This window comes from Micromonospora sp. NPDC050784 (assembly GCF_044456765.1).
GTDB lineage: Bacteria > Actinomycetota > Actinomycetes > Mycobacteriales > Micromonosporaceae > Micromonospora > Micromonospora foliorum.
Genome location: NZ_JBITGG010000010.1, coordinates 122,412 through 142,403, shown reverse-complemented (window position 1 = coordinate 142,403; position 19,992 = coordinate 122,412). Strand labels below are relative to the sequence as shown.

Here is a 19,992-nt window from a genome sequence, read left to right as displayed (position 1 = left end):
CCGGCCCGCGGCCGAGGTCGCTGGGGGGACCTGGCAGCGGGCGCGTGTCGACGACCCGGTTCTGCCCAGGGGCAGAACCTCCCCCGTTCGCCGATACGGCCGGAAAGTTACCGGGCCTGCCGATAAGAAATCGATAAGCGACGTTCGGGCTGGCCAGCGCGCTGCGACCAGGGTTGCCCTCTCAACTCGGCGAGGCGGCGTTCGGCCTCGAAGCGCTCCGGCACGCCCATCCGTCGGAAGATCGCCAATGCCCGCTCCCAGTGCCGCCGGGCCTCGGCCGGATCGGCGCGGGCGAAGTGTTCGGCGAGCCCGGCCAGCGCACGACCCTGCTCGTGCGGGTGCGCGATCCGAGTAGCCAACCGCAACGCCTCCTGGTGCACGTCGAACGCCTCGTCGCCCCGCCCCTGCGCCAGCAGGGTGCACCCGAGTTCGTTCAGGGCAGCCGCCTCGACGTGTCGCTCGCCCGAACCGATCGACAGCTCCCGGGCCAGTTCGTGCTCCCGCTGGGCCTCCACCAGACGACCCAGACCGCGATAGGCGATCCCGAGGTCGTTGCGCACCTCGGCCTCGGCGTAGCGGTGGCCGGTGCGATCCCGTAGGGCCAACGAAGCCAGGAGAATTCGGATCGCCTGGGGAAGGTCGCCCATTCTCAGACGTACGGCGCCGATGTGGCTGAGCGCGTTGAGCGTGTGGAACTCGTCGGAGTTCGTCCGGGCCCACGCCAGGTGCAGGCGATGTATCCGCAGCGCCTCGTCGTAGCGACCCAGAGCCGTCAGCGCTATGCCGAGATTCGGCAGCACCATCGGCACCCTGACATTGCCGTACCCCTTGTAGTCGCGCAGGCACTCCAGACCGACCGTCACCGCTTCGGTCAGATTGCCACTCCACCAGTAGACGGCCGCGAGATTGGCGCGGTATCGGGCGGCGTTCAGCACGTCCCGCGAGTCTCCGGCGAGGCTCACAGCGCGGGTCAGATGGTGCAGCGCCGCCCGGTTGTCGCCGGTCCGGACGTAGCCGGAAGCGAGGTAGTTGTTCATCAATGCGGTTGCGTCGGCGTCCCCGGATGCTTCCGCCGCGTTCAGCGCGTACCGATGGGTCGTGATGATGTCTTCGAAGTACCCACGGATGTAACAGAATCGCCAGAGGGCTCGCGCGAGTCGCCAACAGTGCTCGTGGAAACCCTCATCGAGCGCTGACCTCACCATCGTCACCAGGTCCGTCCGCTCGGTCTCCAACCAGTCGGCCGTGGGCTCCCCGATCGCGTCGATCAACTCGGTTCGCCCGAACGGAAGGTGTGTGACGCGAGATCCCAGGTCGTTGAACTCCAGGGTCTTGGCGACCCTCAGTGCCACCCCCAGAGTGAAGTCGAACAGGTGAGCCAGCCCGGCTTTTCGGTCGCTCGCGGATTCGGTACGCAAGCACAGTTCGATGGAGTACTGCCGCATGAGGTCGTGCAGTCGATATCGCGTCGAGTCCAGGTCCTCCACCAGGTTTCCGTCGACGAGGTCGTCGAGCGCCGCGCGAGCTTCCGCGATCGTCAGGCCGGTCAACGCGGCGACTGCCGGCGTGCTGAAGCGGCTACCGGAGTACAGGCCCAGGAATCGGAAGACACGCCTGGTCGAACTCGGAAGCGGCTCATAGGAGGCGGCGAAGGCCCCGGTGACAGTGCTCTCTTCCTGGGCGAGGTGGTGCAGCACCGGAGCGTCGCCAGCCATCTGTCCGGCAAGGTCGGCCAACCTCCAGCCGCGCCGATGCGCCAGTCTGGCACCAGCCAGCCGAATCGCCAGAGGGAGATATCCGCACCGACGCACCACCTCGGCGGCTACCTCTGGCTCTGCTTCGACCCTGTCCCGACCGACGCTCAGGCTGAGCAGATCCACGCTCTCCTGTTGGTTCAGGAGCGGCAGTGTCCGCGAGGGCCCGACATCCGGATGGGAGAGACGCCGCCGGGAGGTCACCAGCACGACGGTGGTCGGCTCGGCCGGCAGCAGGGGCATGATCTGCTCGCTGCTCGCCGCGTTGTCGAGCACTACCACCGACCTTCGGCGGGCCAGTTCCTGTCGCCACAACTCCACTCTGTCGTCGAACTCCACAGGTACACGGCCAGCCGGAACGCCCAACTGTCGAAGCAGGGTAACCAGAGCACTGGCCGGCTCGACCCGGTTCTTCTCGCCGTGCCCGCACAGGTCGATGAACAGCGCGCCGTCCGGGTACCGACCGGACAGCCGGCGGGCCAGGTGCACGGCGAGGGTCGTCTTGCCGCTACCCGCCATGCCATCGATGATGTGCACGGCTGGCACCCGCTCCTCAACCCGCCAGGTCTCCGCCAGCACCCGCGACACCACGTCCTCCCTACCGACGAAGTCGGTGACCGCTCGGGGGAGGTGATCCACCGGGTCGGGCCGAGGTGCACTGTCGGCGACCAGAGGACCGCCTGGGGAAGGTGCCTTCGAAACAAGGCGGGCGCTCCGGCCAGCCGGACGGGATGCGGCGCGGTTCGCCGGACGCTGAGACGGCACCGCCGAAACGATCGTGCGGTAGAGGGCTTGCAGGTCGGAACCCGGGAGGACGCCGAGTTCGGCCATCAGCTTCGTCCGGACCTCGTCGTACGTGACGAGCGCGCCCGCGTGGTCACCTCGCTCGTGCAGCGCCCGAGCGAGAAGGGCGTACGCCGGTTCTCGGAGGGGATAACGGGCGATGGCCTGCCGTAACAGGGGGATGGCCAGGTCGCTCCGCCCGGCTCTGAGCTGTGCGTCGGCAAGGAGTTCCACGGCCAGCAGACGCTCTTCCTCGGCGGCCACCACACGTGCGCGGAGCACGTGCCCGAGCGACATGCCGGCGAGCATCGGCCCCCGCCAGCACGCCAATGCGGACCCCAACCGCTCCAGGGCGCGGTCCACCTGGCCGGCCATCAGCGCTTCGCGGCCCGCAGCGCACTCCATCTCGAAGCGGAACACGTCGATAGCTTCCGGCTCCAGGGTGAGCCGGTAGCCGCGTTGCTGCCTGACGATGACGCCCCGACCAGACTCGGAAGCTTCGAAGGTCCGGCGCAGATTGGCTGCGTAGGTCCGTACGTTCGCCACCGCGGAACGCGGCGGGCCGTCCGGCCACAGCTCGTCAACCAAGTCGTTGACGGTCACCAGTTGACCGGGCTGGATCGCCAGCATCGCGAAGACAGCCTGCTGTTTAGGCGTACCCAGGTGCAGCTTGCGAGCGAGCAGTCGCACCGAGAGGCCGCCCAGAAGTTGTATCTCCACCCGTCCCCCTGCCCCAGCGGGGTATTCAGCCGATCACGCAACGAAGCTTACGGGCACCGGATGTAACGCCCGACGCCAATGAGCGGCCGGCTCGAACGCTCCCGCGGTCGTCGACTGCGACGGGACGAGGCGTGCAATGCGAACATTGCAAGAACCATCTGTTGCCTCAGCGTTCCCAACCCCCGCCACATCACGGAAAGAAGGAGCGAAAGCCCTCAACTACTGGTTGCCGCACAAGCCCCGGCCACCGGAACGACCCGGGGTAGTGCCACCATCATCAATGCCCATCTGCGACCGGTTGGGTGCGTAGTCGACGAAGGGGCGCCGTGCCTGAAGCTGGCGAGCGGTCGACCGAATCGGCGGATGAGTTGCGGCACCCCAACACCCACACTGAGGGCGCGGTCTAATCAGTCGGCACGGCTCGCGACATTCCGCAACGGACCGGCTGCAGCAGGCGAGCATCCCAGCGCTCTCCGCACCGGAACGCAAACAGAATGTCACTTATGCGTACAGGATTAACTAATGTTGAGGATAACGACATTTATCGTCCCTAACTAGGGCCAACCCCATTTAAGCTCCATTCGTAGAGAGTCGGCTCCCACAGAGCCCGACAACCACACGAAGGAGAGGGTGGGTGAAATGCGCGGAAACGAGTGGGGCTGACATCGGTGCAGGACTTCTGCATCGCCCGGCGATATGGTTGCGAGCACGACAGGCGAGGTAATCCAGGAGTTGCGTGGCCTCTTCACAACGACGCGATGACGGGACCGATCGACGGCTACGGCTGATCGTCGGTCTCCTCGTCGTTGCCGCCACGGTCGTTGCGCTCGCCTCCCTGAGACTGACCTTCCCTGCGGCCGAGGCTCCGACACCCGACGGAGCAACCCTGGTAACGCTGACCGCCATGATCGCCCTGGGTGCGTTCGTCAAGGCCCGCGTACGGGTCCGGTCCACGGTGCACCTGATCAGTTGGAGCGAGGCGGCGATCGTCCTTGCGGCTGCCATTGCCCCCGTGCCATGGGTGGTGCTCTGCACCTGCATCGGGATCACCATCGCCTCAGCCCGTCTGCCACCGATCAAACTGGCCTTCGGCGTCGGCAAGAACATTCTCGTCGCGGCCGGGGCAGGCATTGCCTTCGCGCTACTCGGTTGGACCTGGCCCGCCATGCATGCCCCGCAGTTGGTGGGGATCCTGTCGGTCGCCTACGTCGTCGCCGCCGTCCTCGACGAAGTGCTGGCGATACCCGTGATCGCGCTCGCCTCCGGCACCAAGATCTCGGCCCAGTTCCGCAGCAACCTGGATCTTCGCCTGGCCGGGTACGCGGTCCGGTTCGTGGTGGCGGCCCTGACCCTGCTCACTCTCCAGATGGACCCCCGGCTACTGCTCGCCGTCCCACCTCTGGTCCTGAGCCTGCACCTGGCCTACTCCGCACGCATCCGTGGCCGCACCGAGCAGCAGGCGTGGCAGCGGCTGGCCCGCACCACCGACGCGCTCAACGTCGTCGACCTGGACAACGTGCTCACCACCGCCGTCACCCAGGCCGCCGAGTTGTTCTCCGCCGACGAGGTCGAAATCGAGCTGCGCGACGGCGGCCGTACCGTGCGCGGTGGCACCGGCGGCATCACCTTCGACGGCCCGACCGGCACGCCCACCGACGTGGACGGCACGATCGTCCCCGCGCCGCTGGAAGGCCATGACCGGACCGTCGACGTCGGGCTGCTTCGCCTGCGCTTCCGCGGCCCGGTGCAGCTCTCCGAGCGGGAGCAGTACACCCTGCGCACCTTCGCCTCCGCGCTCTGCACGGCCGTCCGCAACGCCCAGGCGTACGCCGAACTGGCCCGGGTCGCCGACGAGCACGCGTACGCGGCCTCGCACGACGCGCTGACCGGCCTGGCCAACCGCCGGCACCTCCTCGACGAGGGCACCGAGCAGTTGAGCACCCGGCACGCCGACGGGGTGACCGCCTTGGTGCTGATCGACCTCAATCACTTCAAGGAGGTCAACGACACCCTCGGGCACGCCGCAGGCGACCAGGTGCTGGTGCAGGTGGCCGACCGGTTGCGCGGTGCGGCCCAGGCGACCGACCTGGTGGCCCGCCTCGGGGGCGACGAGTTCGCCGTACTCCTGCGGGGTCTACCGGCCCCGGCGGTGGCCGCGCACCGGGCCGAGACGCTGCTCGCCACCCTGCACGAGCCGTTCGAGTTGGACGGCATGCGGATCAGCGTCGAGGCCAGCGGCGGGATCTCCGGCGCCCCGTCCAACGGTGGCATGGCCGAGCTGCTGCGCCGCGCCGACGTGGCCATGTACCAGGCGAAGCGGGCCGGGCAACGGATCTCCACGTACGCCCCGACCCGGGACACCGCCGACCTCGGTCGCCTCACCCTCGGCGGTGACCTGCCGCGCGCCGTCGCCGACCACGAGTTCGTCGTCAACTTCCAGCCGATCGTCGACCTGGGCACCGGTCAGGTGACCAGCGCGGAGGCGCTGGCCCGCTGGCACCACCCCACCCACGGCATGATCGACCCGCTGCGGTTCCTGGAGGCGGTGGAACGGTCGGGTCTGCTACCGGCCTTCGCCGAAGCGATCCTCGACCAGGCGCTGATCGCGGCCGTGACGTGGCGCGACGCCGGCTTCGACGTACCGGTCGCGGTCAACGTGTCCCCGCGCAGCCTGCTCGACGCGCGGTTCCCCGGCTCGGTGCTGGCCCGCCTCCGCGCCCACGACCTACCACCGGACCGACTGGTCCTGGAGCTGACCGAGACGCTGACCCTCAGCCAACTCGACGTGGTCGACCGGGTGCTCAGCCGACTGCGCGACGAGGGAGTCCGGTTGGCGTTGGACGACTTCGGCACCGGATACTCATCCCTCTCGCTGCTCTCCCGGATCCCGGTACACGAGCTGAAGATCGACCGAAGCTTCGTGACGACGATGGAGAGTTCGGCGGAGGCCGCCGCCGTCATCCGTTCCACCCTCGACCTGGGTCGCAGCCTCGACCTGGACGTGGTGGCCGAGGGGGTGGAGAGCGAGCCGCAGCGGCGGGCCCTCTGGGAGTTGGGCTGCGTCGCCGGCCAGGGGCACCTGTTCGCCCGACCGATGCCGTCCGGCACCCTGCTCGCGGCGATGCAACGCGGCTCGGGCGGCCGACCGGGCGCCCTGGCCGCGCCGCTGCACGACGCCGGGGCGGTGATCCGGTTGAGCCAGAACCGCCGCCAGGCCGGCCGCTCCCGCCCCGACCGCCTCCCACACCTGCCCGCCTGAGCAGGCATCGGCCCGGCACGCGGGCAGCCAGGTCTGCCAGACTGTCGCGCGTGATCGTCGACGACCCGACCGCCCGCCGCCGTCGCTGGCACTGGCGGACGCTCGACAGCGCCGCTGACGGACTCGCCCTCGACCTGGGCCTCTACGCCGTCTCGGCCACCTTCGCCGCGATCACCGCGGTCACGTCGACCCTGCTGCCGCACCGCGCCTGGGGCGCGGTCGCCGCCGTCGGCTACCTGCTCGCGACCCTGACGGTGATCGCCCAACTCCTGCTGCGTCGACGCTCTCCGACCTCCCGGCTGACCGGTCTGCCGGCCCGCTGGACGGTCACCGGTCTCGCCTGGGCGGCCACCACCCTGCTCCCCCTGGCCTGGCAGAGCATCGACCGGGCCGGCGGGCGCACCGACCGGGCCCAGGAGGAGGTGCTGGTCGTGGAGCAGGCCGGCGCCCGCCTCCTGGAACACGGCACGCCCTACCTCGGACCCGACGCCATCGCCGCCCTGCCACCCGGCGAGCAACTGATGGGTTACACCCCGTACCAGCCCGGCATGGCGATGTTCGGCCTGCCCAGAGCACTTCTCGACACCTGGTGGACCGACTCCCGGGTCTGGTTCGCGGTGGGCACCGCACTGGCGCTCGCCCTGGCCGTGGCCGCCCTCCGCGGAACACCGATCACCGCCGGTCAGGCCACCTCCGCCGCCACCCAGCGGCGGGACGCAGCCCTGCTGCGCGGCGTGCAGGCCGCCACCGTACTGCCGATCTGTGCCCTCACCCTCGCCACCGGCGGCGACGACCTACCCGTACTCGCGCTCTGCCTGCTGGCCCTCGCGTTCGCCGCCGCCAACCGACCCGGCCGGGCCGGCCTCGCGGTCGGGCTCGCCGGCGCTCTGAAGCTCTTCGCCTGGCCGGTCGCCCTGGTCCTGATCGTCTGGGGTCTGACCCGGCGCGCCGGCACCCGAGTCGCCGCCGGCGCCATCGGCCTGCCCATCGCCGCACTACTGCCGGCGCTGCTGGTGGACCGCGACGCCCTCACCGAGAACGTGCTGCGCTTCCCCCTCGGCCACGGGCTGGTCACCAGTCCCGCGCAGTCCCCGTTCCCCGGCTACCTGATCGCCAGCGCGCTACCCGCCGGCCGGCTGATCGCCGCCGCGCTGCTGGTCGCCGCCGGCGTCGCCATCGCCGTCCGGCTCGCCCGCCGCCCGCCCCGCACCGCCGTCGCCACCGCACTCATCTGCGGGTACGGACTGCTCGCCGCCATCGCCCTGATGCCGACGACCCGCTTCGGCTACCTGCTGTACCCGCTGGCCCTGCTGACCTGGGCACCCGCGCTGCACCGCCCAGTCGACACGCCGAACACCGCGGTTGCCGACGAGCGGTCCGGTCGGACCACTTCGGCGTAACTCTCGAGCGGAACCGCTCGTCAGGGCGTAGACCTGAAGACATGACCACGTACCGCGACCGGGCCGACGCGGGCCGGGTGCTCTCCGAACGGCTCACCGCACTCATCGGCGAACCGGACGTCGTCGTCCTCGGCCTCGTCCGTGGCGGCGTCCCCGTCGCCCGGGTCGTCGCCGAACGGCTCGGCGCGCCACTGGACGTGCTGGTCGTCCGCAAGCTCGGCATGCCGTGGGCCCGGGAGGTCGCCTTCGGCGCGCTCGGGCCGGGCGGTGTCCAGGTGCTCAACGACGCGGTGGCCAGCCGACTCAGTAGCGACGACATCGCCGAGGTCCGCCATCGGGAGCAGGCCGAACTGGAACGCCGGGAACGGCTCTACCGGGGCGATCGCCCCCAGGTGGACCTCACCGGACGCACCGCCGTGATCGTCGACGACGGTCTCGCCACCGGCGCAACCGCCCGCGTCGCCGTCGAGGTCGTCCGCCAACTCGGGGCGCACCGCGTCGTGGTCGCGGTCCCGGTCGGCGCGCAGGAGGCGTACGAACTGGTCGCCGCCGAAGCCGACCAGGTCATCTGCGCCCAACGCCCGCCGGACTTCGGCGCGGTGAGCGTCTACTACGACGACTTCCACGAGGTGTCCGACGAAGAAGTCACCGAGGCGCTCACAGCAACTGCATAGGTCCACCGGGTACCGTCGGGCGATGAGTAGCCTCACCTGTCCCAAGTGTCACGGAGAAATGCGCCAGTACGAGCGCAGCGGCGTCGTCATCGACCAGTGCGGGGAGTGCCGAGGCATCTTCCTGGACCGCGGCGAGCTGGAGAAGCTGTTCGAGGCGGAGGCCAACTGGAGCCGCCAACAGACCGGCGGCGCGCCAGGGCAACCCGCGCAGCAGCCGGCCGGCTACCCGCCCCCGCCGCCCCCGCCGCACCAGCCCGGTTACGGTGCTGTCCCGCCGCCGCCCCCGCCCGCCCACGGCTACCCGCCGCAGCCGGCCTACGGCCACCAGCAGCAGCAGCACCACGGCTACCACGGCCACTACCGGCAGAAGAAGCGCAAGGGCTTCCTCGACGAGATGTTCGGCTGATCCCAAGCCGATCTTCCGCCCGGGTCGATCGCGCGTCGGCCCGGGCACATCACCCGGGCCATTGATCGTTGGCGGGCACGACACTTCATGCGAGGCTGAATCGCATGACCGCGACCAGACCGGACGAGGCGCTGGCCCAGGCGTACGACGGGATCACCGCAGTGGTCGCTGGCCTGGACGACGCCGGCCTGCAACGAGCGACCCGCTGCCAGGGCTGGCTCATCGCCGACCTGCTCCTGCACGTGCTCGGCGACGCCCAGCGGGCACTCGTCACCCTGGCCAGCCCCGCCAACGGCCCCGCCGACGTCGACGACGTGAGCTACTGGCGTGACTTTCCCGGCGGCGACGACCAGGCCGCCCGGCACGCCTGGTGGGTACGCCGCTCGGCTGCCGCCTTCGACCGTCCGACCAACATCGTCGACCTCTGGCGGGACACCGCCCCGGCGGCGGTCCGCGCCGCCGCGTCAGCCGACCCCGACGGGTACGTGACCACGCAGGGACACGTGCTGCGCGTACCGGACCTCGTCGCCACCCTGACCACCGAGGCCGTCGTCCACCACCTGGACCTGACGCTGGAACTGCCCGACGCGCCGCCACCCGGCCCACTGGCGGTACGCGTCGCGGTGGCGACCATGGACGGCCTGCTCAGCGACGACACCGTTCGGCCCACCGCGTGGGACGACCACGACTTCCTGCTGAAGGCCACCGGGCGCGTCCCGCTGACCGACCGGGACCGGCTGGAGCTGGGTGAGTCAGCGGGCTGGTTCCCACTGCTCGGCTGACCGACGACGGGGTGCGACGCCGGTCAGCCGATGGCCATGTCGACGAAGCGGGACAGGTGCAATTGGGCCGCGACGGTCACCGTGTCGGTAGGGCCATTCCGATGCTTGGCAACAATAAAATCCGCCTCCCCGGCCCGCGGCGACTCCTTGTCGTAGTAGTCGTCGCGGTGCAGCAGGATGACAACGTCGGCATCTTGCTCAATTGAGCCAGATTCACGCAAATCAGACAGCTGGGGTCGCTTGTCGGTGCGCTGCTCGGGACCACGGTTCAGCTGGCTGACCGCGATCACCGGGCACTCGACCTCCTTGGCCAACAGCTTCAGGCCACGGGACAGGTCCGCGACCTCCTGCTGACGACTCTCGGTCCGCTTCGGTGAGGTCATCAGCTGGAGATAGTCGACCACGATCATCTTGAGGTCATGCCGCTGCTTGAGCCGCCGAGCCTTGGCCCGGATCTCCATTAGATTCATGCTCGGCGTGTCGTCGACGAAGAGCGGCGCCTCGCTGATCTCACCCATGCACCGGGCCAGCTTGGTCCAGTCGTCGTCGGAGAGCTGACCACTGCGCAGCACGTGCAGCGGCACCCGCGCCTCGGCGGAGAGCAGCCGCATCACGATCTCGACCTTGCTCATTTCCAGCGAGAAGATGGCGGCCGCCTGGTTTGCGCGAATCGCAGCATTTCGGGCGAAGTCCATGCTGGCCGTGCTGTTGTGGGTAGGGATCATCGCCCGGCTGGCCAGGTACAGGTGTTCGTCGTTATCGACGGTCACACACCGCACGGGAACGCTGGGAACGGGCCGGACGTCGACGATGAACCGCGAGGTCGTTCGGACGTCGGAGGTGGTCCGGCGGCGTTCAGCGTGTGCATCCTGCTTGCGCTTGAGCCGGAAGATGACGTCCGGGGTGGAGAAATTCAAGGTGTACGCGATCGACGACTCGCGGGTGCGGCCGGGCGTCGGCTTCGCGTTGACCGTGCAGCGGTAGCCGAGGCTGACGATGAGTTCGCGTACGTCATCAGCCAGCCGCTTCGAGGTCGACGTGTACTGCAGGTTGCCGGCGGGGGCGACGGTCCCATCGGTGTCCATCAGCCCAGCGAGCAACGCCCTGCGCTGAGCCTCCGAGGCGCGCAGATAGGCGCCCGGGATGTGCTTGTTCCCCGCGACCCCGATCTGACGCAACAGCGTGACTATCTCCGGATCTGCCGTGGTGAAGCGGCTGGCGTCGCTGTGCCCGTCACCGAGCCACGTCCCCAGGGTGTAGGGCGGGACCAGCAGCTCACGGTCCGGGAGTTGGATGGGAGCGCAATTCCGTACGGCATGGTTGAGCCGCCGCTGGGCGGTGTCAGTACGCAGCGTGGCTGCGATCTCGGCAGTGGTGACGACGCCGTCGTGGTCGGCCCGACTGCCGGCATTGACCTCCCGCTCAGCTCGTTGAAGAAGGGCGCTCAGAAGCGGACCAGCCGGATAGCCGGGCGCGGTCCAGTTCTGCGGCTTGCCGTTGCGGACGATGGGACGGCTGATCCGACCGACCGACCCGACCTCACGGGCGACGGTGTGCAGGACGTGTCGGAACTCCGGCCCAACCTGCTCAATCGTGTCGAAGAGCGTGATCGGCTGGTTCCGCAGGGAGGTCAGCCGCTCATGTGCCGCACGTACGTTGGCGAGCGACGACTCGGGCCAGTGCCGCCTCTGCCGCGCTGGGGCCTGCCGCCGACTCGCGCGGCTGGTGGTCTTCCACAGGTGCTCCGCGTCGGCCACGATGACCGTGCCGTCGGAGAACTCCACCTCGTAGCAGGGGCGGTCGTGCATGACGTCGAAGGCGTGTGTGACCGTGGTGGGTCTGCCGTCCGCCGCCAGAAGCTGATCGCCCGCCTTGACCTCGCCCATCGTGGTCCAGCCGCCCGGGGTCGGCAGTGGGGTGTCGAGTGCGAGCGCCTTGCCCAAACCCGGTCGGCCCGCCACGATGATCAATTGCCCGGCGTGCAGGCCGTTGAGCAGGCGGTCCAGGTCGCTGAAGCCGGTCGGGACGCCGGTCATCATGCCGCCGGTCGCGCCCACCGCCTCGATCTCGTCCAGCGTCGGCTGCAACATGTCCGCCAGGACCGCGAAGTCCTCACTGACCCGCCGTTCGGTGACGTCGTACACGGCCTGCTGAGCGAGGTCGACGACGTCGTCCACGTCGCGGCTGCCGCCGCTGGCGGTGCCGTAGCCCAGCTGCACGATCTTGGTGCCGGCCTCGACCAGCCGGCGCAGCACCGCCCGCTCGCTGACGATGCGGGCGTAGTAGGCCGCGTTCGCGGCGGTGGGCACGCTGGCGATGAGGGTGTGCAGGTACGGCGCGCCGCCGATGCGTACCAGATCCCCGGAGTCGGCGAGCGCAGCCGCGACCGTGATCGAGTCGGCCGGCTCACCGCGGCCGTAGATGTCGAGGATGATGTCGAAGATGGTGGCGTGCACCGGCCGGTAGAAGTCGTTGGTCTTGAGGATCTCGACGACGTCGGCGATGGCGTCCTTGGAGAGCAGCATGCCGCCGAGGACGCACTGCTCGGCCGCGACGTCCTGGGGCGGGGTCTTGTCGAACTGGCCATCCCGCTGCGCAGGTGGCTGGCCTCCGCCGGAGCGTGGCTCTGCCCGCATGTCGTCGGTGACCGACACGGGTCCCCCCTCCACTGCGCCGGATCCAACCCCAGCTCTACCGCTGGGGTACGACACTTCCGTCCGACCGGGCCGGTCGATCGGGGGCCATCGCCGGCGGTCGAGGGCCAACCATACGGACCCCGAGGTCAGAGACTCAACAACGCCGGTGGACGAGCCTCGGGACAACCTGTGGATCCCGGTGGACAGCATGTGCGCAGCGTGTGCACAGCCTGTGGACAACCATTGGGGAATTCTCAGCCATAAGTCGTTGACCTGGGGAAACATGCTCCCCAGCCTGTGGAGGAGAATATTTCGGTCGGGCCTGTGACACGATCGTCCCGTACTATCTCCAGCGAACGGCTACACCTGGACAGCGGATTCCGCTTTCGGTTCAGAAGGGTCACACTCCGGCCGTGAATTACCGGGACTGGGGACGCGGCGATGGCAGCCCGCGCGAGCGCCAGCCAACCGCCTCGTGGGGTGAGCGCGCGGCGTCTGTTCCGGTTGACCCGTACGACGAGGACGGGCGCTACCGCACCTCCAGCCGACGGCGCGCGTTGGACCGCGGCCAGGACGAGCCTGTCGACGCCTACCTACCCCGGTGGGCGTTGGAGTCAGGGGTTCGCCACGCGGACGGCGGCGGTCGCCACGCGGCACCGGACGAGGATGAGGACGAGCCCGAGCGGCCGACGTCCGGCGCGGGCCGGCGGTCCGCCGAGTCGTCGAGTGGTCGGCGGCGGGGCGGCGAGACGCGTCGGCGGGAGCAGGCGGCGATCGGTCCGGCGCCAGATTCGGACCACACCCGAGAGTGGACGCTCGACCGGCCGCAGGATCAGGGGTATGCCGGCCGCCGACGGGCCGACGCCGGGGAGGACGAGCCGGTCTCTGGCGCTGTCTCGGACCGGCGTCCCCGCCGTGCGCCGGTTGGCCGTCCGCAGGTGATCTGGTCGGGCGGGGACCTGGAGTCCGCCTCGAGCGAGCAGGTGCCGGAGCAGGAGCCGAGCCGTCCCAGCCGGCGTAGTCGACGTGCGGCGGAGGAGTCGTGGTCCCGTCCGGCGGCCGACCCGTGGGCCCGGGGAGCGGACCGGGTGGCGGAACCCGAACCGTCGTACCCGCCTGCGGTGGACCCGTGGGACGCCTCGGGCGTGCACGCGTGGCCGCCGGCGGCCGGCGCGGACAGCGGGGACCTGAGCGGGCAGTGGTCGGCGGTGGAGAGCGTTGGTGGCTGGGAGCGGTCGGACCGCACCGGCCAGTGGGAGCGGTCCGCGATCGAGGACGACCAGTGGGACCGTACGCTGGCGCCGCGCTCCGATCGCTCGGTGGCGGCCGAGGGGTGGCCGAGCCGGGAGGACGGGTTCTGGTCCGGCACTCGGTTGGCCGATGACGACCCGCGCTGGATGGACCCGACGACGTCGGCCCCGCGGTCTCCGGTGGTGGGATACACGGCCCCACGGCCGCGCAGCGCGCCTGCGCCGCGGGCAGGTGCGCCGCGCGCGGGGGCGCCCTCCCGGCGTCGGGCGGACCGGCCGGCGGTGGGAACGGCGTCGGTACGTCGGCGGGTCGAGTCGGCGGCCACGGGTGCCTGGGCCCGGCGTCTGGAGGACGACCTGCTGGATCCGGACCCGGGTGGGTCCGTCCGGCCTCTGCTGTACACGGCGGCCTGTTACCTGGTGCCGGCCATGCTGATCTTCGTTTGGCTGTTGACGTTGGACAGCCAGGCGCCTGCTGGTTGTGTGACCGATATCAGCGGGGGCGGGTGTGAGTCCGCCCGGTCCCGCGCGTTGGAGTCACTTCTCGCCGGTTCGCCGCGCTTCGGTCTGGCGCTGGTGAGCAGTCTGGTGGTGGCGGCGCTGCTACGCCGGGTGGGTACGACGTGGCGCTCGGCGACCATCGCGGTCGCCGCCGCGGTGGTGGGCGGCGGTCTCTCCACGGTGCTGATCAGCGCGGTGACCGGCCAGCCCATCGGGTGACCCGTCTGCGGGCCGGGGCCAGACCGGGCGGGCATCGGGCCGGGGCCTCCTCCGCTGGGCCGGAGGCAGGTCGGGGCGGCACTGGGTGACCTGTCGGGCACGCCGGGCGGGTCCACCCTGGCCCGGGCAGTGCCGGGTTGGATGACGTACGCACGAGGGCCCGCACCGATCGCTCGGTGCGGGCCCTCGTGGTGGTGTGCGGACGTCAGCCCTGAACGACGTTCAGGTTGAACGACGCGGTCACCTCGGGGTGCAGCTTGATCTTCACCGGGTAGGCGCCGATCGACTTGATGTGACCGGGCACCTCCAGCCGACGCCGGTCGAGGACCGGGCCGCTGGCCGCCTTGACGGCGTCGACGATCTCGGCCGGGGTGACCGAGCCGAAGAGCCGTCCGCCGTCGCCGGCGCGGACCTTCAGGTTGACCTTGAGACCCTCGAGCTGAGCCTTGACCTCGTTGGCGTGGTCGAGGTCGCGGATCTCGCGGGCCCCACGGGCCCGCTTGATGACCGTGACCTGCTTTTCCGCGCCCTTGGTCCAGACGATCGCGAAGCCCTGCGGCAGCAGGTAGTTACGGCCGAAGCCGTCCTTGACCTCGACGATGTCGCCCGGGGCACCGAGCCCGGACACTTCCTGAGTCAGGATGATCTTCATATCGGTGCCTCCTCTCAGCGGGTGGTGGCCGTGTACGGCAGGAGCGCCATCTCACGGGCGTTCTTGACCGCACGGGCGATCTGCCGCTGCTGCTGCGAGGTCACGCCGGTCACCCGACGAGCGCGGATCTTGCCGCGATCGGAGATGAACTTGCGCAGCAGCGCGGTGTCCTTGTAATCGATGTAGGCGATCCCGTCCTTGTCGAGCGGGTTCACCTTCTTCTTGGGCTTGCGCAGTGCCGCAGCCTTGGCCGTTGCACGTGCTCCTGGTTTGCGATCGCGAGCGCTAGGCGCCATTAGAACGGTGGCTCCTCGTCAAAATTGGCGCCCGAACCGGCACGCGCGGGAGAAGGAGCAGCCGAAGCCCAGGGGTCGTCGAAGTTGCCTCCGCCGCCACCCTGGTTGCCACCGCCACCGCCGCCACCGAAGCCGCCGCCGCCACCGCCGGAGCGGGACATCTTCTGCACCTTCGCCGTGGCGTAGCGCAGCGACGGGCCGATCTCGTCGACCTCAAGCTCGATGACGGTGCGCTTCTCACCCTCGCGGGTCTCGTACGACCGCTGACGCAGCCGGCCCGACACGATCACCCGAGCGCCACGCTGCAGCGACTCGGCGACGTGCTCGGCGGCCTGCCGCCACACGGTGCATGCGAGGAACAGCGGCTCGCCGTCCTTCCATTCGTTCGACGCCTTGTCCATGAAACGGGGCGTCGAAGCGACTCGGAACTTGGCGACCGCAGCCCCGGAGGGGGTGAACCGCAACTCGGGGTCATCGGTCAGATTGCCGATGACCGTGATGGTGGTGTCTCCTGCCATGACCATCTCCTCGCGCACTCAGCGTCTCGTCGTACAGGCTCGCAGAGCCGTACGACAGAGTCGCGGAGGCTGATCCGGACGAACCGGGGTTGGATGCTCTAGCGCATTTCCGGTCGGATGACCTTGGTGCGCAGCACGGACTCGTTGAGCCGGAGCTGACGGTCCAGCTCGGCCACCGCAGCAGGCGTGGCCTGCAGGTCGATGACGGCGTAGATGCCTTCGGCCTTTTTGTTGATCTCGTACGCGAGGCGCCGGCGGCCCCACACGTCGGTCTTCTCAACCGAGCCACCCGCGGTCCGAATCACGTTCAGGTACGTGTCGAGCGACGGTGCGACGGTGCGCTCCTCGAGGCTGGAGTCGAGGATGACCATTAGTTCGTAGTGACGCAAGACGTGCTCACCTCCTGTGGGCTAAGCGGCCACGGTCCTTCCGTGGCAGGAGGTCTTGTGTCGCTGCCCGCACGCGCCGAGGGAACCCGGCCGGACGCGGACAACCTGACCAGGATACCCGGTCCCAACGATCATGCCCGGGGTGGTCGGGCCCGGACCCGGACGTGCCGACGGGGGCCCACCGTCCGGCCGTCAATCGGCCGATGGTGGACCCCCGTCTACGAGGCCGCGGGGCGTCCGGTCCGCATTCCTTGGGTGGGACCTGGGGAGGAACGACCACACCGATGAGGTTGGACCGAAGACGCCCCGCGGAGCTTTATCGTGTTGTTATCTGACGGTACAACAGCACTCGTACCTTGTCGGGGGGAAAAGCACAATTTTCCGAGATTCGTCTTCGCTCGGTGGCCGGTGTGCGATGGGGTCGCCCCCGCTGCGCCGGGCCGCGCGGCGGGGGTGACCTCGCTGTCGGCCGTCGACCGCCGGTCGCCGAGTGCGACGCTCGCGCCGCTGGCGGCACCGGGTGCTGGTCGCCGGTTCAAAGCCATCAACGATCGTCGGTCCGTCCGGTGACGCGACACCGCCCCGGCCGTCGCCGTGCCGGTCGGGGTCGCGACGTAGGCTCGCTCGCATGCGTATCGGAGCCCACGTCGATTCGACCGACCCGCTGGCGGAGGCGGCCGCCCGGTCCGCCGACACCGTGCAGTTCTTCCTCTCCGACCCACAGGGTTGGAAGGCGCCCAAGCCTCGCGAAGACGCCGAGCGGCTCCGCGCCGCTGAGGTCGATCTCTACGTGCACGCGCCGTACGTCATCAACGTGGCCACCCTCAACAACCGCATCCGGATCCCGAGCCGGAAGCTGCTGCTCGGGCACGCCAACGCGGCCGCCGCCATCGGCGCCAAGGGCCTGATCGTTCACGGCGGGCACGTCAACGCCGGCGACGACCTGGCCGTCGGCTTCGACAACTGGCGCAAGACCTTCGCCTACGCGGCGGACTCCGGTGGTTTCGGCGTACCGGTCCTGATCGAGAACACCGCCGGCGGCGACAACTCCTGTGCCCGACGGCTGGACGCGCTCGCCCGACTCTGGGACGCCATCGGTGACTACGAGGTCGGCTTCTGCCTGGACACCTGCCACGCGTACGCGGGCGGCGAGGAGCTGCTCGGCCTGGTCGACCGGGTGAAGGCGATCACCGGGCGGATCGACCTGGTGCACGCCAACAACTCCAAGGGCGCGTTCAACTCAGGCCAGGACCGACACGACAACCTGGGCGGCGGGACGATCGACCCCGAGCTGGTGGTGGCGGTGATCCGGGCAGCCGGCGCGCCGGTGGTCGTCGAGACACCGGGCGGTGTGACCGGCCAGGCCGCCGACATCGACTTTCTGCGTGAACAGCTCGGAGCGGAGAGCCCGGCGGCATGACGAGCGGACAGCCCGGGACCGGCAACGCCCGGCCCACCCCCGCCGGCGCGGACGCCGAGAGTCGACCCGACACCACGACCGCAGCGGGCACCCCCACCCAGTCGGCTCGTACCCCTGACCCGGCCCCCGCCGAGACCGCCACGGACCATCCGTCATCAGGTGACGGTGGACTGACCGGAGCCGGCCCGAACGGCGACGCCGAGGCCGACCTCGCGACGAGTGTTGCCGCCAAGAAGGGCGCGTCCCGGCGCGGCGACAAGGGCACCGCGGCCCAGAAAGGCACCGCGCTCAAGCAGGACACCGCAGTCAAGCAGGACACCGCCGAGGGCGGCACCGCAACCAGCGACAGCACCGCCAAGGGCAGCGACCCGGCCAAGGGCAGCGGCGCGGTGGATGGCGCGACCAAGGACGGCGACCCGGCCAAGGACGCGAAGGCGAGCGACGCTGACGGGCCGGACAAGGCCGACGGCGAGGCGAAGCCGGTCGGCCCGGAGCGTTGGGAGGCGTTCGCCTCCGCGCCCGAGCCGCGGCCCTCCATCTTCACCCGGGTGGGCCGGGCCGTCGGTCGGTTCCTGATCCACGAGTGGACCCTGGCCGCCCTCGGCGCGTTGGCACTGGCCGTGCTGATGACCTGGCCGACGCTGCGCTATCCGCGCTACACCCTCCCGCAGGACTACTGGGACCCGAGCCTGCAGGCCTGGCAGATGGCCTGGTCCGGGCACATCCTGCTGGCCGACCCGGCGCGCCTGTGGCAGTCCAACACGTTCTTCCCCGAGCTGTGGAGCTTCGCGTTCTCCGACACGCTGCTCGGGTACGCCCCGGCCGGGATGCTCGGCAGCGGTCCCGAGGACGCCATCCTGCGCTACAACATCATGTTCGTGCTGGCGCACGCGCTCGCCACGCTCGGGGCGTACGCGCTGGCCCGACAGCTCGGAGCTGGCCGGATCGGTGCGGCCGTCGCCGGGGTGAGCTACACCTACGCGCCGTGGCTGCTGGCCCAGGCCGGGCACCTGCACGTGCTCTCCAACGGGGGGATCCCGCTGGCGCTGGCGATGTTGGCGCGCGGGCACGGGTGGTCCCTCCGACACGGCTACCGGCCGGAGCGCCGGCACGACGGTTGGGTCTACGCCGGCTGGCTGCTGGCGGCCTGGCAGCTCAGCCTCGGTTTCGGCATCGGGCTGCCATTCGCGTACTTCCTGGCCGGCGCGGTGCTGGTCGCTGCCGTCCTCTTCTTCGTGCGGCGGCTGCGCACCGGCCAGGCCGTTCCGTTCGGTCGCCGGTTGTTCGTCGCCGACGTGCTCGGCGGGGTGTTGTTCGCCGGTGTCGGTCTGCTGATGGCGTTCCCGTTCTTCAAGGTGACCGAACTGCACCCCTACGCCGAGCGCACCATCGGCGACATCAGCCTCTTCTCGCCGCCGGCGACGGGCTTCGTGACGGCGCCCGGGGAGTCCCGGATCTGGGGTGGGCTGCACGAGGGAGCCCGGGCGGCACTGCCGTGGCACCCAGAGATGACGTTGCTGCCGGGCTTCGTGCTCTACGCGCTCGCCGCGGGCGGGTTGTTCTTCTCGGTCTGGCGGCTGCGGCACCGACTGCTGCTGCTCGCCGGGGTGCTGGTGACGATGGCCTTCGCGATGGGCACCCGTTTCTTCGACGGCACCTTCACCTACGTGCCGCTCTTCGAGCATCTGCCGGGCTGGAGCGGGTTGCGTACCCCCGGGCGGTTGATGCTCTGGACCACGTTGTTGCTGGGTCTGCTCGCGGCGGGCGCGGTCACCGCGCTCACCGACCGGGTCCGCGAGTTGACCGCGCAGCGGATCCCGTCGTGGCCGGGGCCGTGGTTGCGGATGGCCACCCTGCTGCCGTTGCTGCTGGTCACCGTCGAGGGCCTGAACACCACCCCGCATCCGGTGGTGCCAACCGCACCGGCCGCGATGCGTTCGGCGCAGGGGCCGATGCTGGTGCTGCCCAGCAATCAGAGCCTGGACCAGCACGTGATGCTCTGGTCGACCGACGGGTTCCCCGATGTGGTCAACGGCGGTAGTGGCTTCACGCCGCGCCAGCTCGACGACGTCCGTCGCGTGAGCCAGTCGTTCCCGGACCAGACGAGCGTCGACTACCTGCGCACGCTCGGCGTCCGCACGGTGGTGCTGCTGCGCGGTCAGGTGGCTGGCACGCCGTGGGAGATCAGCATCGACGCGCCGGTCGAGTCGCTCGGCATCAGCCGGCAGGAGGTTGGGGAGGCTGTCGTCTACCGCCTCTAAAGGCGGGTTTTCGGGGGAGCCCGCCCGGCTCCGGGCGGTCAGGCTTGATCCCTGCGCCGGGCGGGCTCCCCC

The 19,992-nt window shown here is 70.0% G+C and carries 14 protein-coding genes; 8 read left to right on the top strand and 6 right to left on the bottom strand.

Features of this window, described 5'->3' with window-relative positions:
* Positions 1-107 precede the first annotated feature (107 nt).
* Positions 108-3,257: an AfsR/SARP family transcriptional regulator gene (locus ACIBD9_RS16000; RefSeq protein ID WP_396718224.1), complete on the bottom strand. Its 3,150-nt coding sequence runs from the start codon at positions 3,255-3,257 to the stop codon at positions 108-110.
* Between the two features lie 736 nt (positions 3,258-3,993).
* On the opposite strand from ACIBD9_RS16000, the gene ACIBD9_RS15995 reads away from it, so the two are divergent.
* The 5 genes from ACIBD9_RS15995 to ACIBD9_RS15975 all read left to right on the top strand — a co-directional run bounded on the left by ACIBD9_RS15995 (position 3,994) and on the right by ACIBD9_RS15975 (position 9,778).
* Entirely contained in the window at positions 3,994-6,516 is a 2,523-nt protein-coding gene (locus ACIBD9_RS15995; protein ID WP_396718222.1) for a putative bifunctional diguanylate cyclase/phosphodiesterase, read from the top strand.
* 53 nt (positions 6,517-6,569) lie between these two features.
* Complete coding sequence (locus tag ACIBD9_RS15990) at positions 6,570-7,916, top strand: glycosyltransferase 87 family protein (RefSeq protein WP_396718450.1); 1,347 nt, start codon at positions 6,570-6,572, stop codon at positions 7,914-7,916.
* A gap of 41 nt (positions 7,917-7,957) precedes the next feature.
* Positions 7,958-8,590, top strand: a complete 633-nt coding sequence (locus ACIBD9_RS15985; RefSeq protein WP_396718220.1) for a phosphoribosyltransferase — start codon at positions 7,958-7,960, stop codon at positions 8,588-8,590.
* A 22-nt stretch (positions 8,591-8,612) separates the two neighbouring features.
* Positions 8,613-8,996, top strand: coding sequence for a zf-TFIIB domain-containing protein (locus ACIBD9_RS15980; RefSeq protein WP_091396643.1), 384 nt, complete (start codon positions 8,613-8,615; stop codon positions 8,994-8,996).
* Between the two features lie 104 nt (positions 8,997-9,100).
* On the top strand, positions 9,101-9,778 hold the full coding sequence (locus tag ACIBD9_RS15975) for a maleylpyruvate isomerase N-terminal domain-containing protein (RefSeq protein WP_396718217.1): 678 nt from the start codon (positions 9,101-9,103) through the stop codon (positions 9,776-9,778).
* Positions 9,779-9,801: 23 nt separating this feature from the next.
* Here ACIBD9_RS15975 and dnaB read toward each other — a convergent pair whose 3' ends face one another.
* Positions 9,802-12,447 carry a replicative DNA helicase gene (dnaB, locus tag ACIBD9_RS15970; protein ID WP_396718215.1) on the bottom strand — a complete coding sequence of 882 codons (2,646 nt, stop codon included), beginning with the start codon at positions 12,445-12,447 and terminating at the stop codon, positions 9,802-9,804.
* A gap of 380 nt (positions 12,448-12,827) precedes the next feature.
* Between dnaB and ACIBD9_RS15965 the strand changes: the two genes are divergently transcribed.
* Complete coding sequence (locus tag ACIBD9_RS15965; RefSeq protein WP_396718213.1) at positions 12,828-14,384, top strand: hypothetical protein; 1,557 nt, start codon at positions 12,828-12,830, stop codon at positions 14,382-14,384.
* A 205-nt stretch (positions 14,385-14,589) separates the two neighbouring features.
* Here the strand turns inward: ACIBD9_RS15965 and rplI are convergent, their stop codons facing one another.
* From rplI to rpsF, 4 genes are all read right to left on the bottom strand, one after another.
* The gene (gene rplI / locus ACIBD9_RS15960; RefSeq protein ID WP_238657908.1) at positions 14,590-15,036 is read right to left on the bottom strand and encodes a 50S ribosomal protein L9; all 447 of its coding nucleotides are present in this window, start codon (positions 15,034-15,036) and stop codon (positions 14,590-14,592) included.
* A gap of 14 nt (positions 15,037-15,050) precedes the next feature.
* Positions 15,051-15,332, bottom strand: coding sequence for a 30S ribosomal protein S18 (gene rpsR, locus ACIBD9_RS15955; RefSeq protein ID WP_051723758.1), 282 nt, complete (start codon positions 15,330-15,332; stop codon positions 15,051-15,053).
* Positions 15,332-15,868: a single-stranded DNA-binding protein gene (locus ACIBD9_RS15950; protein ID WP_181518404.1), complete on the bottom strand. Its 537-nt coding sequence runs from the start codon at positions 15,866-15,868 to the stop codon at positions 15,332-15,334. The genes rpsR and ACIBD9_RS15950 overlap by 1 nt, the downstream gene beginning before the upstream one ends.
* Positions 15,869-15,948: 80 nt before the next feature.
* Positions 15,949-16,239, bottom strand: coding sequence for a 30S ribosomal protein S6 (rpsF, locus tag ACIBD9_RS15945; protein ID WP_036391391.1), 291 nt, complete (start codon positions 16,237-16,239; stop codon positions 15,949-15,951).
* Positions 16,240-16,867: 628 nt separating this feature from the next.
* Here rpsF and ACIBD9_RS15940 point away from each other — a divergent pair.
* Positions 16,868-17,659, top strand: coding sequence for a deoxyribonuclease IV (locus ACIBD9_RS15940; protein ID WP_396718210.1), 792 nt, complete (start codon positions 16,868-16,870; stop codon positions 17,657-17,659).
* Entirely contained in the window at positions 17,656-19,920 is a 2,265-nt protein-coding gene (locus ACIBD9_RS15935) for a hypothetical protein (RefSeq protein WP_396718208.1), read from the top strand. The genes ACIBD9_RS15940 and ACIBD9_RS15935 overlap by 4 nt, the downstream gene beginning before the upstream one ends.
* The last annotated feature ends 72 nt before the right edge of the window (positions 19,921-19,992 follow it).